The organism is Microvirga puerhi (assembly GCF_020089865.1).
Taxonomy (GTDB): Bacteria; Pseudomonadota; Alphaproteobacteria; order Rhizobiales; family Beijerinckiaceae; genus Microvirga; species Microvirga puerhi.
Genome location: NZ_JAIRBM010000019.1, coordinates 1 through 15626 on the forward strand (window position 1 = coordinate 1; position 15626 = coordinate 15626).

The window sequence follows — 15626 nt, forward strand, 5'->3', positions numbered from 1 at the left end:
CGCCGCCGACGAAGCCGCCGTTGCTGCCGGAATCGACGAAGCCGATGCCCGGAACGAACACGTTTTCGTTGTTGGTGTTCCAGCCATAGCCGGCGTTCACACCGACATAGAAGCCGGTCCAGGTGAACACCGGGATCGGAGCGATGACCGGCGGAGCGGCACGCACGGGCAGGTCCGCGGCTTGAACAGCAGAGATACCAATACTCGTCAGTGCCGTGGCCGCCAAGAAACTCAGAAGGTGCTTTCTCATGCTCAGGTATCCCATATGTGAGGAGTCACACAGCTAGGCTACGGCCAGATGCTTAACGAAAGCTATGACGGAACAGCAACACTGAGAAAAATACTTGCTTGCTTATTTGTAACAAAGATACACTAACTTGGAGATTGTTATAGGAATGCTATCTCAAAGCAATTGAATACATGCAGATGTTTGACAGAGGATGGACTCTATGCACTACTTAGGGCGCTATTCGGGAGAGCTTCCGAACAGCGAGTTGAGAGCACTCAACCCTGCCTTTACAGGCAGGGCTTTTTTTGGGGAGGGCTCTGCAGCCATCTGCACTGAGGAACGGCAGGTGAGGTCCGGCGGAACTTCCAAGTCAGACCTGCTATCTGACATCATCTAACTGCCTGAGCTCGAAATGCTTGGACGGTATAAGATGAGTCGTGTTGAGATCCTAAATGATCTAACATTGGCATTTTCCGCTCCCCCTCAGCTCGTTTCAAAGGATGTCGACTTGAAAGAGGGGCGCATTTACTCTTCAATCGGTCGCTCTGCCTCCGATCGCGAGCATGGAGGATGCGAGACAAGCCCAAGGTGCTGAAGCTGTTTGGCATCTGGAGAGGTAATTTACGTCGTTGCCGAGCAATTGCGTGATCGCCGCGGCGCTAGCTGTTCCCTATGAGGCCGCCGACGTCGTGCGATTCTGCCAAAAGACTCTTGGCCCGTTGCAGTCCTTGTCTTAGGGACTCTCCCTGCAATACCGCTTCCAAATAAACGACATCTCTCAGCGAGAGGCCATCGTTGACGACTCGATAGACATGAGTCCAGGTCTCTCTGTCGTCTGCCAGCGATGTCTGTGATTGATGGATGGCAACATAGATTTGCGACACTTCGTGCCGACCAGATTTGCCTTTCAGCGACCCTTGTCCGACCCACACGGCATGGTCGTGAGGTCCGAGAACAAGAAGATCCTTGGCACTTCTACTCATCAGTCTACTCCCTGCGAGCAAACTGACGCGGTGGCATGAATCCGTTTAGTTGCCGGTTCGGCCACATCTTCCCTGGCGGGAACACCACCTTGCTCGGTCAGCAGGTTGGTGTGGGCGTCAGCCCAACTCTTGATGTCTGTTTGATCTTATCCGGAAGATCGGATGCCCACAAGATCCTCATGAAGGAGATGAGCCGGGCCTATGGAATGAAGCTGACTGACCTCCGCTCTCTCGCGGCCTCCGGAAATCCGGCGCTATGGTCGCGAGATTCTCCCGGAGACGACAATGCTCCGTCCCGTTCGAGATCTTGTTCGGTAAATAGCAGTAACAGCAGAGGTCTACTTTACGGCTGTCGCTGTCGACTTTGGTATCGTTCGCGTGTCCATCGCATGAGAGGTTTCAAAGCGTGCTTCTTCCGCCTTGCTGACATATTGGCTTGCGACCAGCACGCCTTTGAGGGGGCGGATTGGCGGAATGCAACTCAGCAGGAGGAATGGCAGCGTCGTCAAAAGGTGAACCCAGGCTGCCGGCTCATAGGTAAGTTCAACCCATATGCCGAACGCTGTTGCTGGAATTGCCATTGTCATCATGACGAAGAAGGCGGGCCCGTCAGCGGGATCGGCGAAGGAATAGTCAAGGCCGCAAGCCTCGCAGCGAGATGCGAGGGTGAGAAAGCCATTGAATAGACGCCCTTCGCCGCATCGGGGGCAGCGGCACCTGAGTCCGAACTTGAGGACAGAGTCCTTTGCGGAGAGGTTCGTCGTCATATCAGATCCTCGATGTGAAGTCCCAGATTTGCCCAAGCTGAAAATGTATGGATTGATGAGCCATACATTTTAGTCTACAGAATTTAGGGACTCTCGCTGAGTGAGCCGCGAGCGTGGTTCGTTTCAGTGTCGTGATGTATGTCGCATGTAGCCATACATATGAAAGACAAGAAGGGCAATGAAATCGTGCTGTCCTGGATGCCGCAGATCAAAAGTGCGGGCGGGCCGAAATTCAGGGCCATTGCCGAGGCTCTTCGGGCCGATATATGGGCAGGCCGCCTCAAGCCGGGCGACCGCTTGCCCGCGCAGCGGGCATTGGCCAAGGAACTCGGTGTCGACCTGACGACCATAACCCGAGCCTTCAATGAGGCTCATCGGATGGGGTTGATTGATGCAAATGCGGGGCGGGGAAGCTTCGTCCGCGGGCAGGCTCCCAATCAAGAGAGTGCCGCGCCATCCGGGGTCCCGAGCATCGACCTAAGCATGAACATGCCGCCACAGCCGGCTGAGGCGAGGCTGCGGGAGCGTATACGGGATGGGATTGCAGGCATCCTCGGATCGTCCGCCGGTCTGTCATATCTGTATTATCAAGAGAGTGCCGGGACAGAGTCAGACAGGATGGCGGGTGCCCGTTGGCTGGAGCCTCGCATCGGCGCCGTTCACAATGACCGGATCATAGTCGTCAGCGGCGCGCAGACGGCTTTGTACGCAATCACTCGAGTCCTGCTTAGGCCTGGTGATGTCCTGTGTGTGCCTTCACTGACCTATCCAGGTCTGAGGGCGGTCGCGGAGCGGCTTAGGCTGCGCCTGATGCCGATCGCCATGGACATGGAAGGGCTCGTGCCTGATGCATTGGACGAAGTCTGCCGTAATCACGCGCCGAAGGCGATCTATTGCGTTCCCACGATTCACAATCCGACCACAGCGACGATGTCCCTCAAACGGCGCGAGGATATCGTCGGCGTTGCGAGGCGCCATGGCCTCTCGATCATTGAAGACGATGCCTATGGGGCGCTTCCTCGCAAGGTTGATAGGCCGCTCGCAGCGCTGGCGCCGGATATCACTTGGCATATCGCGACATTGTCGAAATGCGTGACGCCGGCTTTGCGCACAGCCTACATCGTTTCTCCGGAGCTTTCGGAGACCTTGCGCCTGGTGGCTGAGATTCGTGCCATGACTCTTATGGTGGCGCCTCTCATGGCTGCCTTGGCGTCGCGGTGGATCCAGGATGGAACCCTGAATGACATCACGACTGCAATCCGCCTCGAGAACGCGGCACGACAGGCAATCGCGCGTCATATTTTGCAGAGGCTGACCTTCCAAGCGCACCCGGAAGGGCATCATCTTTGGCTGACGCTGCCCGATCGCTGGCGTCAGGCCGATCTTGGCCTGTATGCACGGCAGTCCGGCCTAGCTCTTGTGCCGAGCGAAGCTTTCGCCGTGGCAAGCGCTCCGAATGCAATCCGTATCGCTCTTGGCGCGGCGCCAAGTCATGCAGCTCTGGAACGGGGATTGAACTTGCTAGCAACGGTTCTGTCGCATGGCCCCAGCTCGCTGTCGTCGATCGTCTAACCCCTACCTTAGAATGAAGCCCTGCGTGCTCGTTGAAGTTCCAGCAAACGCTCAAGATAATCAAGTTTAAGGGTCGGTGGCGGACCTAATGAAGAGATTATTGCTTTAATTTGTTTCGACAATTGAAATAATTATCTGATCTCCATGGGATTTTTGGAGATTTACAGAAGGTTGGATCTATCGATATTTGAGCATGACTTATTTATGGGCCGAACATGAAGTCTGCGCATTCCCTAAGATCATCACAGAATCACTCCGCGGGCGCCTCAATTGATCAGCGAGCTGACGAGAGTAACGCTGGAGGATCCGAACGGGACTGGCATCAGGCAGAAAGCAGTGCCCTCTTTGGTCCTGCTTCGTCCGGCATATCGTTGATGGCGGAGAGTGGAGTGGTCCAGTTCGGAAGCGATCGGCGAGATTACATGTTCGGCGGCGCGGGGGACGATACACTCTTTGGCGGCGCTGGCGATGACCGGCTCTCAGGCGGATCCGGTGATGATGTGCTGTTTGGAGAAAGCGGAAAGGACGAGCTCATCGGCTCCGAGGGCGACGACCTTTTGGTGGGTGGTGCCGACGACGACATCCTGCGGGACGATTTCGGCACGAATATTCTTTCGGGAGGCGACGGAGCGGACCGCTTTCTCAATGTGTCCGGCTCCGCTGCTGAGAACGTTCTTCTTGGCGGGGCTGGGGCGGATATCTTTGTCATCGGACAGGCTCTCGATCCGATGGCGTCCGCTGCGGTTGTCATGGATTTTGAGGCCGGAAGTGGCGGCGACACGATCGTTCTTTACGATCTGCTCCTCGACATCTTTGGCCCCTTCGGGATTCGACCCAATCCCTTTGCCTCGGGCCATCTCCGGCTGGAGTCAGAGGCCGGGCAGACCGTCCTCAAGGCGAGTCTCGTCGGAGGTCAGAATCCTTCTGACCTGCGCCCGATCCTGGTTCTCCACGGTGTCGATCCGACAGCGTTGACGGCTGAAAACTTCGTGCCTTCCTACGAGCCTATCCACATCGGGTCATCCGCAACGGAAGGAGACGATGCGCTATCTGGAACGCCGGCACCAGACGTCATCGACGGCCTTGGCGGTAACGACACTATTTCCGGGTTTGACGGAAACGACCTGCTTATCGGCGGCGCCGGCGATGATTTTCTTTCAGGCGGAAGCGGCGATGATACGCTTCTCGGCGGCGCCGGCGTCGATCAGCTCCATGGGGGAGATGGAAATGATCGCCTTGAAGGGGGCGATGAAGCCGACAGTCTCTATGGGGATGCCGGTGATGATCTGTTGATTGGCGGCGATGGTCCCAATCTGCTCGACGGTGGCCTCGGCGACGATACTCTCGTTGGTGGTGCGGATCGCGATTATCTGTCCGGAGGCGAGGGGACGAATATCATCTACGGGAATGGAGGTGATGATCAGATACTCGCAGTCGGTCGCAATATCATCGATGGCGGATCGGGATCTGACCGATACATCGTGAGTGATTTTCCATCGGCAATTCAAGAGCCGGATCTCTTCAAGGATTTCGAAGCGGGCAGGGGAGGCGATGTCATCGACCTTGCAAGTGCGATCACGGCACTCAATCCTATCTTTGAAGAGGCCCCCTGGCTTGAGCGGCCATTCGATCCTTTCAAGGATGGATTGCTGAGGATCGTCACCTCGGATGGCGATACGCTCGTTCAGGTCGAAGGCTCTCGGATCGGGGCCGGTGAAGGCTTTTTGACGATCGTCCGTCTTGAAAACATCGCGCCTCAGGATCTTTCCGCTTTCAACTTTAATCCGCCTTACGATCCTTTCGGACGCATCGTCGATCTCACCGGCACGGAGGGCAATGACACGCTGGTTGGTTCTTTTGGGAATGACCGGATTATCGGGCTTGATGGTGACGACAACCTGTCAGGTGGTCGCGGAGATGATGTCATCGAGGGTGGCGCGGGCAATGATCGGATCTTTGGTGGAGAGCACAACGATACATTGCTGGGTGGTGCGGGGGATGATCATATTTATGGAGACGCTGAATTCTCTGGGGGAGATCCCTATTCTCCTCCGAAGCCGGCGGGGAACGACTACATCGACGGCGGAGATGGGAACGATACGTTCTACGATTATCAAGCTGCCTCGTATGGCGGCTCGAACACAATCATCGGAGGAGCAGGAGACGATGTCTTTTATTATGCCTCCGGACATCCGTCTTTCTCTGATGTGTATTTTTCGCCCATCCAGAGCATCGATTACCTGACCGGTGGCGAAGGCCGGGATACCTATCGACTAGAGAACGCCATGACTGGTGTCCCTGATATCGTGACGGACTTCGCCACAGGATCCTCAGGAGATTTTATCGATATATCGATGCTGTTGGAGGAGCTGCCCGGCTATCTTCCTGGGAGCAATCCATTCGCCACGGGCCTTCTGGTTCTTGAAGCATCCAACACGAGCACTCTACTCCGAGCGGCATCACCGTACAGTGCTGACGGATACCAAACCGTTCTTGTCATGGAGCATACGCGCCCCGAAGACTTTACTCCCGACAACTTCGTGCCCAGCTATGTGCCTGCCGGTCAGGATATCGTCGGCACCGATGGTGCAGATGAACTCATTGGAACACCATGGTCTGAGGCTCTCGACGGTCTTGGGGGAAATGACGTGATTATTGCCCTTGCCGGCGATGACCGCCTCGACGGGGGAGCTGGAAACGACGTTCTGGACGGCGGCGCGGGGGACGATCTCCTCTATGGAGGGGATGGTGATGACACGCTTCTTGGGGGAACTGGAAACGATAATCTCTCGGGTGGTGCAGGCAACAATCGTCTCGAAGGCGGCAATGGTCAGGACACCATCGTAGGGCATAATGGGGATGATCTGATCATAGAGCCGGACGGGCTCGCAGCTGTCGGGGACAATGACGACTTCATTCTGGCAGGCGGCGGGAACGACTTCGTTCAGGCCGGGGGCGGCAATGATTATGTCGATGGCGGACCCGGCGATGATACGATCTACGGCGGATCTGGCGATGATGGCCTGTTCGATAATTTCGGTCAGAACGTCATCGATGGTGGCGCTGGAAATGATTTATTCTACAACGTGTCATCGAACCTCACCTATGGATATGACGTACCAGGTAGCGATCTCCTTCGGGGAGGCGAAGGGCAGGATCGCTTCAGCATCTACTTCGATGCTACGCAACCGATGGTACTCGACCGGATCCAAGACTTCGAGGCAGGTGTGGGAGGCGACATCATAGACGTGTCGCAAATCACCCATCTTCTCTCCGGCTACATAGCTGGGAGTGATCCGCTCGAAACTGGTCTTCTTCGGTTGAGCGCGAGCGATGGCGATACGATTCTTGAGGCTCAGCTTGCGCCTCATGCATTCTCGCCTATCCTGATCCTTGGGGATATTTTACCGGAAGTGCTGACACACGAGAATATTGATTACGTCGGGGGCTGAGCCTCAGTGTGTGTGCCCTCGACGACATTCATGTCTTTGAGGGCATCGAGAATGGAAGCGCTTCATTATAGGAGCTTTCACTCATCGGGCGGGATCTTTGCCATCCTCCAGATAGATGCATTGATCTACACATCCATGCTTTGGAGAGCCTGGGCGATCTTCAGAGTCGTGTTCCAATTGCGGTTCGTGCCAACAGAACCGAGAGCCTTCAGGCCGAAGCCCGCAGGAATTTTCGAATTCGAGATGAGGGACTCTCCGAACCAGATATAGAAATCGCCGGACGAGACACGCTCAATGCGCTCAACTCCAACAGCCCGCCGGCGCAACTGCTCCAAGCCATTGTCGGGCAAAGGTGTCCTCATCGCCCAGACCAAGAGCCGAGAAGGTGCCTGGATAGCTTCTTTCGGAAACGGGTTGCTGGCGACAAGGGCGTGCCACTCATCTGCAGACTTCACGACCATCTCGGTCGCACGGCCATAGAAGCGCTCACATGCCTGTTCCAGGTCTTGCTCTAGTCGGTGAGGTTCCTTGTCCGAGCGAAACAGCAGATTTCCTGTAGCTATGACGGAACGCACTTCGGTGCCGCCAATGTGTGCTACCAGGGCGCGTGCATCCTCCATTTTTACGCGCTGGCCGTTAATGACGATGCTACGCATCAATGCGATTTTTAGAGACATGATCCAGTTTCCGTATGTCTGAAGAAGCTGTATCGCTTCTCCATTCGGATCAATCCCTGTCTGGTGCCCCTAAGGGAAACAGAGGCCGATAAGGGCGAGCTTCTTCGACGGCGCGTGCAAAAGACGGGCGCGCAAGCAATCTCTGGCGGTAGGCTTGGACGTGAGAATACTCTGGTCCGATAGGATGAGCCCAATCCGCATAGAATAGGGCAGGAGCCGCAGCGCAATCGGCGAGGCTGAAGTTGTTGCTCGCAGACCATTCGCGTCCGGCAAGATGCCTGTCGAGCCAAGAATAAGCTGTGTCGAGCATACCCTTGGCCTCGGAGACGCCATAGGGATCGCGGGCGGTTTCTGGACGGATCTTCTCGAATACGATCCTTTGCATGGGTGTCATGATGTAGTTGTCGAAGTACCGATCCATCATGCGTACGGTCAGTGCTTCATGTGGATTCGATGGGATGAGAGATGCCGCTTCGGGATGATTGAGAGCCAGATGCTCGATGATGATGCTCGATTCCATCACCGGGCGGTCGTTATCCAGGAGCAGGGGCATACGCTTCAAGGGCCAAAGTGTGCTCCATTCCACGGCATTGGCTGTGTCGTCGGGGCTCAGCATCCGCAATGTGAAGGGAGTTCCTGCCTCGTAAAGAGCGGTGAGAACCTTCTGGCAGTAGGACGAGAAGGGATGGGCGAAAAGTTGCAAGGTCACCATTGCCTCCTCAAGTGGTATGGTTAGGCCGATAACGAAGGATGATCGCACCGGTATCGAGTTGCTTCGATTCAATCAGTTCAAGAGATCTCCTGGGTCTTCCGTCGTCGAACAAACGCTTGCCGTCGCCAAGCAGGGTCGGCGTGACCATCAGCCGATATTCATCGACAAGATCGAAAGTCATGACGGTGTTGGCGATTCCTGCGCCGCCGAAAAGATAGAGATCGCCCTGTATCGCTGTCTTCAGACGCTCGATTGCTCCAGCTACGTCATCCGCGACCAGCGTTGCATTCCAGCCTGGATCCCCTCTGAGCGTCGTAGAGAACACGGTCTTCGGCAAACGGTTCATGATCCCGGCATAGGCAATTCCGGCGGCCGGGCTCTTCGGGTCTGTTTCGGCCGCGCTCCAGAAGTCCTTGTTAAACAGAAAGTTCTTGCGGCCATAGAGCAGGTGGCCCGCTCGCTGGAGCGCATAGCCTGACCAATGCTCCTCGATATCGCCGGACCATGCAGGCGGCGCGAACTCACCATTCGGACCTTCAATATACCCATCGAGGCTCGTGAACATGGATAGAACCAGCTTGGCCATGAAACTCCCCATTCTTATCTGGTTTTAACTTGCAAGCAGTTGTACATTATTGAGCGTGATCCTATTTTGCAAGCAGTTTATATGAGAGGCTTTCAATGGGTATGGCGCACCGCTCGGGTTGCCCCATCAACTTGACCCTAGAGATGCTGGGAGACCGCTGGAGCTTGATCGTTATCCGGGATGTCATGTTCGGCAACCGGCGGCATTATCGGGAATTGCTGAACAACTCCGAGGAAGGCATTGCGTCCAACATCCTCGCGGATCGTCTCAAGCGACTTGTCGGCGCTGGCCTGCTATCGCGAAGAGACGACCCTACCCATCAGCAGAAGGCGATCTACAGCCTGACTGAGCCGGCCATCCAGCTCGTCCCCTTGCTTGTCCAGATGGGGGCATGGGGGCGTCGTCATACGCCCGTTTCGGAGGAACTCGCCATAAGGGCTCAGTTGCTCGAGGAAGGGGGGGAGGCGATGTGGGAGGCGTTCATGGCGGAGTTGCGAGCGCTTCACCTCGGCATGCCGGCTGCCGGACATTCAGTCTTAAGCGAGCTGCAGGCAGCGTTCGAAGCAACCCTGGCGAAGAAGGCCACATTGGAGACATGATCTTCCCGGCACAGCTCGCAGCGCCCATTGGGCCGGAGCGTGTCTGCACCGGCATGCAGGCCGACGATCGCACTCGGGATATGGTGCGGACTTTGGTCGATCTACCTAGGAAGTATAAGCGCGACACTGTGTTGCACGTCGCGCTTATACCTGTTCAGAAGATGGTCATGTCACCTATGGCATCTAAAGATTAACGGACGGTGCCAGTCGCCAGATCGCTCGCCGGCCCGCTGGACAATTGACGGTGAGGATATACCTGAGCGAGGCCCTCTGCCATCACGTGAAATCCTGAGTTGCCACGATGAGCTCGGGCTACGAACTAGCAGCTCTGCACCGTCGAGGAAACTTTATGATGCCTAGAGGGTTGAAGCGTAGCTGTTTGTTCCGTTGAGGTTCTATGAGGAGTATCGTGAGTACGCCCTGTCACGCTGCTGACGCCGTTCCTGCGGCTCTGCCCGTCCGTAAAAACGACGGCTTTGCTCCGCAATTGATCAGCTCAGATGCGAGGTTTGCACTACGTAATGGCTGAAGCTCTTCTGAAACACGCTATGGACCACGACACGCAGGAGCAGTGGGCCCTGTTTCTCGACTTCGACGGCACACTTGTCGATATCGCGGAGAGACCCGAAGCCGTCGTTGTCGATCCAGCTCTGCCCGAGATCTTGACAAGCCTTGCTGCGCGACTTGGTGGTGCGCTCGCGATCATCAGCGGGCGGCCGATTTCCTTCCTTGACAAGCGGCTCGGGGAGCGCCGCTTCGATATGGCGGGGCTTCACGGATTGGAGCATCGGATCGACGGTGAGCTGTTTTCCTGCAGCCCTGATGATCATCCGCGTCTGCGCGAGATGGTGGAGCGGTTAGAGGCGATCGTAAGGACGAAGCCTGGCATTCTCATTGAAGATAAAGGGTGCTCCGTTGCCATTCATTGGCGCCTTGCGCCGATCGAGCGTGATTACGTGCATTCTACCGTTCATTCTGCTCTGGAGGCGCTTGGTAGCGATTATCGGGTTCAGTTCGGCAAGGCGGTGGCGGAGATTCTGCCTTCTGCGGCCGGAAAGGGAAAGGTGATCGAGAGCTTCCTTCAGCAATATCCCTACCGTGGCAGACGCCCTATTTTTATCGGGGACGACCTGACGGACGAGAACGGATTCAAGATGGTCAATGCTCTGGGAGGTTGCTCTGTCCGGATCGGAGCTGGCGACACTGTCGCGCGGGAGCGTCTCGGATCGCCTTCCGATTTGAGACAGGCGCTCGCTCACTGGGCCGCCCAAGGGGCGTGCCCTTTTCAGGAGATTCACTAACGCCATGAGACCAATGCTATGAGTTCGCTCGATCTCGCCGTTATCGGAAACTGCATGATCGCGGCTCTCGTCGATCGCCGCGCCCATATCGTATGGAGCTGCTTTCCGCGTTTCGATGGCGATCCCATACTTTCAGCGCTTCTCGACTGTCCGGAAGGGCGCCCGGAATCTGAGCAGCGCGGGGTCTTTGCGATCGATCAGGTCGGCGTTCAGAGTTGTGAGCAGCACTATCTCGAAAATACTGCCGTGTTGGTCTCGACGATGACCGATGCCTTCGGCAACATTGTCGAAATCACCGATTTCGCACCGCGCTTCACGAATTTCGATCGCACGTTCCGTCCGCCTCTGCTGATCCGCCGCGTGCGTCCTGTCAAAGGGCGTCCGCGTATCCGCGTCCGTCTCCGTCCCCACTTCGAATGGGGCGAGCAGATGCCCGCCAAGACTCGCGGTAGCAATCACCTGCGCTTTGTTGGTCCGCATCGATCCCTGCGACTGACGACGGATGCTCCAATCTCCTATGTCGATGAAGAGCGGCCTTTCGTTGTCGATCGACCGATCTCTTTCTTTTTTGGGGAGGACGAGCCTCTTCGGTCCGAGGCGGACACGACAGCGCGGGAGTTTCTCGAGAAGACGATCGATTTCTGGCGCGACTGGGTGCGTTCGCTATCGATCCCGTTCGACTGGCAGGAGGCCGTGATCCGTGCGGCCATCACCCTCAAGCTCTGCCATTTCGAAGAGACGGGAGCGATCGTCGCTGCGCTGACGACCTCCGTCCCAGAGGCGCCGCACACGAAGCGCAACTGGGATTACCGTTATTGCTGGTTGCGGGATGCCTATTTCGTGATCCAGGCCCTGAACCGCCTGGGCACCACGAAAACCATGGAAGAATATCTCACCTACATCACCAATATCGTGGATGATGTCGAGGCGAAGCCAGAATTGCGGGATATGCCGCCCCTTTTCAGCATTACTCGGTCGCCCGATCTCGACGAACGGGAGGCTCAGGCGCTCGCCGGATACCGGGGAATGGGCCCGGTTCGTGTCGGCAATGCTGCCTACACTCAGATCCAGAACGATGCCTATGGCAGCATCGTTCTAGCCTCGACCCATGCCTTTCTCGACCGACGCCTTATCCGTACTGGAAATCGCGCCCTTTTCGATCACCTGGAGACGCTGGGCCAGCGCGCCATCGAGGTCTTCGATCAGCCGGATGCCGGACCATGGGAGCTTCGTACAAAAGCCGCCGTCCATACATTTCCAAGCGTCATGTGCTGGGCCGCCTGTGATCGATTGGCCAAGATCGCCCAGGCGATGAATCGCCCTGATCGTGCTGCCTTCTGGCGTGAACATGCTGACCGCATGCATGCCATCATTGATACGCGGGCATATAATTCTCAGAAAGGAACCTTCGTCTCCTCCTTCGGCGGGAGCGACCTCGATGCGACGTTGCTGCTTCTCGCAGAACTGAATTTTGTCGAACCTAGCGACCCACGTTTCGTCGCGACTGTGGATACAATTGGCCAGACCCTCCGCAGAGGCGATCTTCTCCTGCGCTACGACGTAGAGGATGATTTCGGCCTCATGCATACCGCCTTCATGATCTGCGGCTTCTGGTATGTGGACGCTCTGAACGTTACGGGGCGCAAGAAGGAGGCCTGTGAATTGTTCGAGAAGATCCTGAATCTCAGGAACTCCTTCGGGCTATTTTCCGAGGATGCGGACTTCACGACCGGAGAATTATGGGGCAATTTCCCACAAACCTACTCGATGGTAGGGCTCATCAATTCTGCCGTACGTCTCAGCCGAGGCTGGGAGGAGGCGTTCTGAACCTCTCGGCCCGCCTAAAAGAGCAGAAAGGTCGATCACATTAGAATGTTTGCGTTTCCCGTTCTGCTCGGCGATATCGGCGGCACTAACGCCCGCTTTGCCATCCTGCCCGCTCCTGGGGAGCCCGTGCATCTTCTGCCGCGAATGCTGACGGCGGAAGCCGCCGGGCCCGTCGAGGCCATCAAGATGGCGATGAAGGGATATGACGGATCTCCCCCCCGATCCGCTATGATCGCCGTGGCGACGCGGGTAGATAGGCCAGCGATTCGGCTCACCAATGCCCATTGGACCGTCGACGCGGCAGAGATCGGGGCGGCTCTCGGGCTCGAACGCGTGGTTCTCGTCAACGACTATACTCCGGTTGCCGCCTCCGTGACGGTTCTGGAGGCTGCGCGGGGGGATCTGGCATCTTTGGGACAAATCCCTGCCGGTAGCGCCGGCACACGTCTAGTCCTTGGTCCTGGAACCGGCTTTGGTGCCGCAGCCCTGGTCCCCGTAGAAGACCGCTTCGCAATCCTGGCAACGGAAGCCGGGCACATGGACTTTGGCCCCGTCGATGCCGAGGAGACCGGGTTCTGGCCATATATCGAGCGCGTCGGCGGGCGCATTACGGCCGAGGTTGTTCTCTCCGGGCCTGGTCTCTTTCGCCTTGCCAAGGCACTGGCGCTTCATCACCAGACACAATGCGCCTTTGGAGCTCCGAATGACATCCTGACGGCCGCGCAGGAGGGCAACATCCTCGCTCTCAAGATATTGGACTGCTTTTCCCGATGTCTCGGTCGCTTCGCAGGCGACCTGGCCCTTACATTCGAGGCCTCCGGAGGCGTTTTCATTGCCGGAGGGATCGCGCCCCGCATGGTGGAAACCCTGCAAAAGGGTGGATTTCGAGAGGCCTTTGACCAAAAGGCGCCGCATGATGCTTGGGCTCGGGGCGTGCCGGCCTTCGTAATCATACACCGAGAGCCGGCCCTCCAAGGCCTTGCTGCCTTGGTGACTCATGAGGATCGCTTCATTTACCAGTCACAAGGGTGGCAGCGCCCCTAAATCCTTGTTCGTAAAAAGAAAGGCCGCCAAGGCGGCCTTTCCATTGTCGGTCCGCGGTTCGAGACCGCGCCATGGATGCATTACGCACGAATCTCGGCAGAGGCCAAGATCCAGGTCGCAGCAATCGAGGACCGCTTCGTATGACAATGAGACACTGGATCACCTCCTTTCACTGTTGACGGGAAGCACCAATATGGGTTGAAACCCCTTATGACGTAAGAGGGCGGCGCTGCGGCGTCTTGCCCTCATCCCCAGAGATTTCAAAATCATGACTGAACTCCCGGTCCCGGTGGGCCGCCGCCGGACCTTCGCAATCATTTCTCACCCGGACGCCGGTAAGACAACGCTCACCGAAAAACTGCTTCTGTTCGGAGGTGCAATCCAGCTCGCCGGCGAGGTGAAGGCGAAGAAGAACCGTGTCTCGACCCGGTCAGACTGGATGGGGATTGAGAAAGAGCGCGGTATTTCCGTCGTGACCTCGGTCATGACGTTCGAGTATGGCGACTGCGTCTTCAACCTTCTTGATACCCCTGGGCACGAGGACTTCTCGGAAGATACGTACCGCACTCTGACGGCTGTCGATTCCGCCATCATGGTGATCGACGCGGCGAAGGGCATCGAGGCGCGCACGCGTAAACTCTTCGAAGTCTGCCGGATGCGCGATATTCCGATCGTAACTTTCGTCAATAAGATGGACCGAGAGGCGCGCAGTCCTTTCGATCTGCTTGACGAGATCGAGAAGACGCTCGCTCTTGATACTGCTCCCGTGACCTGGCCGATCAGCCAGGGGCGCGGCTTTGCCGGGACCTTTGATCTGCGCCGAAATTTGGTGCGGCGCATTGACACGGATGAGGAGCCGATCAACGTCTCCGGGCCCGACGACAAGATCGTCGTCGATCTTCTGCCGACGGAAGAGGTCGAGGCCTGGCAGGAAGAGGTGATGCTGGCGCAGGAAGCATGTAAGCCCTTCGACCTATCAGCCTTTCGTGAGGGGCACTTGACGCCCGTGTTTTTCGGAAGTGCGCTCCGTAATTTCGGCGTGCGTAATCTGATCGACGCGATGGCCGAGTATGCGCCGCCTCCACGCGGCCAGGAGGCGGACAAGCGCCTCGTTGAGGCAGGCGAGCCGAAGATGACCGGCTTCGTGTTCAAGATTCAGGCGAACATGGATCCGAACCATCGTGACCGCATCGCCTTCATGCGTATCTGCTCCGGCAAGCTTTCCCGCGGCATGAAGGCGAAGCTCGTGCGGACCGGCAAGCCGATGAGCCTGAACTCACCGCAGTTCTTCTTCGCACAGGATCGTGCCATTGCGGATGAGGCCTGGGCCGGGGACGTGGTCGGCCTGCCAAACCACGGAACCCTGCGGATCGGAGATACGCTGACGGAGGGTGAGGATATCCTGTTCCGAGGAGTGCCGAGTTTCGCTCCCGAGATCTTGCGCCGCATCAAGCTTCAAGACGCCATGAAGGCGAAAAAGCTACGCGAGGCGCTGCAACAGATGGCGGAGGAGGGAGTTGTGCAACTCTTCGTGCCGCAGGATGGATCCGGAGCAATCGTCGGCGTGGTCGGCGCCCTACAGCTCGATGTCTTGAAGGAACGACTCCAGGCGGAATACGGCCTTCCTATCGACTATGAGCCGACCCGCTTCTCGATCTGCCGCTGGATCTCCGCCGATGACCGCTCGGAGCTCGACAAGTTCGTAGACAGCCATCTCTCAGCGATGGCGCGGGATCTTGACGACGCGCCGGTCTTCATGGCGGCCAACGCATTCAACCTGCAATATGAGCAGGATCGTTACAAGGCAATCCGTTTCTCGGACGTAAAGGACTATCAGAAGAAGGCCTGAGGCACGTTTGTTGCCTGTGGAGGACGAG

General features: G+C 57.1%; 12 protein-coding genes, 1 pseudogene and 1 riboswitch. Of the genes and pseudogenes, 7 read left to right on the plus strand and 6 right to left on the minus strand.

Going from position 1 to position 15626, the window contains the following annotated elements:
• The 3 genes and pseudogenes from K9B37_RS19725 to K9B37_RS19735 all read right to left on the minus strand — a co-directional run.
• Positions 1-250, minus strand: a pseudogene (locus K9B37_RS19725) (outer membrane protein); the annotation flags it as partial.
• 638 nt (positions 251-888) lie between these two features.
• The gene (locus K9B37_RS19730) at positions 889-1212 is read right to left on the minus strand and encodes a hypothetical protein (protein ID WP_224315248.1); all 324 of its coding nucleotides are present in this window, start codon (positions 1210-1212) and stop codon (positions 889-891) included.
• 35 nt (positions 1213-1247) lie between these two features.
• Positions 1248-1353, minus strand: a riboswitch (SAM-I-IV-variant riboswitch).
• A 197-nt stretch (positions 1354-1550) separates the two neighbouring features.
• Positions 1551-1979 carry a DUF983 domain-containing protein gene (locus K9B37_RS19735; RefSeq protein ID WP_224315249.1) on the minus strand — a complete coding sequence of 143 codons (429 nt, stop codon included), beginning with the start codon at positions 1977-1979 and terminating at the stop codon, positions 1551-1553.
• 159 nt (positions 1980-2138) lie between these two features.
• Between K9B37_RS19735 and K9B37_RS19740 the strand changes: the two genes are divergently transcribed.
• Together K9B37_RS19740 and K9B37_RS19745 are read left to right on the plus strand one after the other, a co-directional pair.
• Positions 2139-3551, plus strand: a complete 1413-nt coding sequence (locus K9B37_RS19740) for an aminotransferase-like domain-containing protein (protein WP_224315250.1) — start codon at positions 2139-2141, stop codon at positions 3549-3551.
• Positions 3552-3940: 389 nt separating this feature from the next.
• Complete coding sequence (locus K9B37_RS19745; RefSeq protein ID WP_369414368.1) at positions 3941-7003, plus strand: calcium-binding protein; 3063 nt, start codon at positions 3941-3943, stop codon at positions 7001-7003.
• A 125-nt stretch (positions 7004-7128) separates the two neighbouring features.
• Here the strand turns inward: K9B37_RS19745 and K9B37_RS19750 are convergent, their stop codons facing one another.
• Genes K9B37_RS19750 through K9B37_RS19760 form a run of 3 tightly spaced genes read right to left on the minus strand, consistent with a single transcriptional unit; the run spans position 7129 to position 8978 of the window.
• On the minus strand, positions 7129-7680 hold the full coding sequence (locus K9B37_RS19750) for a DUF1697 domain-containing protein (RefSeq protein ID WP_224315251.1): 552 nt from the start codon (positions 7678-7680) through the stop codon (positions 7129-7131).
• Positions 7681-7729: 49 nt separating this feature from the next.
• The gene (locus tag K9B37_RS19755) at positions 7730-8389 is read right to left on the minus strand and encodes a glutathione S-transferase family protein (RefSeq protein ID WP_224315323.1); all 660 of its coding nucleotides are present in this window, start codon (positions 8387-8389) and stop codon (positions 7730-7732) included.
• A 10-nt stretch (positions 8390-8399) separates the two neighbouring features.
• Complete coding sequence (locus K9B37_RS19760) at positions 8400-8978, minus strand: dihydrofolate reductase family protein (protein ID WP_224315252.1); 579 nt, start codon at positions 8976-8978, stop codon at positions 8400-8402.
• A gap of 95 nt (positions 8979-9073) precedes the next feature.
• Here K9B37_RS19760 and K9B37_RS19765 point away from each other — a divergent pair, with 95 nt between their 5' ends.
• From K9B37_RS19765 to K9B37_RS19785, 5 genes are all read left to right on the plus strand, one after another.
• Positions 9074-9577: a winged helix-turn-helix transcriptional regulator gene (locus K9B37_RS19765; RefSeq protein ID WP_224315253.1), complete on the plus strand. Its 504-nt coding sequence runs from the start codon at positions 9074-9076 to the stop codon at positions 9575-9577.
• A gap of 521 nt (positions 9578-10098) precedes the next feature.
• Positions 10099-10878: a trehalose-phosphatase gene (otsB, locus tag K9B37_RS19770; RefSeq protein ID WP_224315254.1), complete on the plus strand. Its 780-nt coding sequence runs from the start codon at positions 10099-10101 to the stop codon at positions 10876-10878.
• Between the two features lie 18 nt (positions 10879-10896).
• On the plus strand, positions 10897-12705 hold the full coding sequence (locus K9B37_RS19775; RefSeq protein ID WP_224315255.1) for a glycoside hydrolase family 15 protein: 1809 nt from the start codon (positions 10897-10899) through the stop codon (positions 12703-12705).
• A gap of 105 nt (positions 12706-12810) precedes the next feature.
• The gene (locus K9B37_RS19780) at positions 12811-13749 is read left to right on the plus strand and encodes a glucokinase (protein ID WP_439651766.1); all 939 of its coding nucleotides are present in this window, start codon (positions 12811-12813) and stop codon (positions 13747-13749) included.
• 268 nt (positions 13750-14017) lie between these two features.
• Complete coding sequence (locus K9B37_RS19785) at positions 14018-15598, plus strand: peptide chain release factor 3 (protein WP_224315257.1); 1581 nt, start codon at positions 14018-14020, stop codon at positions 15596-15598.
• The last annotated feature ends 28 nt before the right edge of the window (positions 15599-15626 follow it).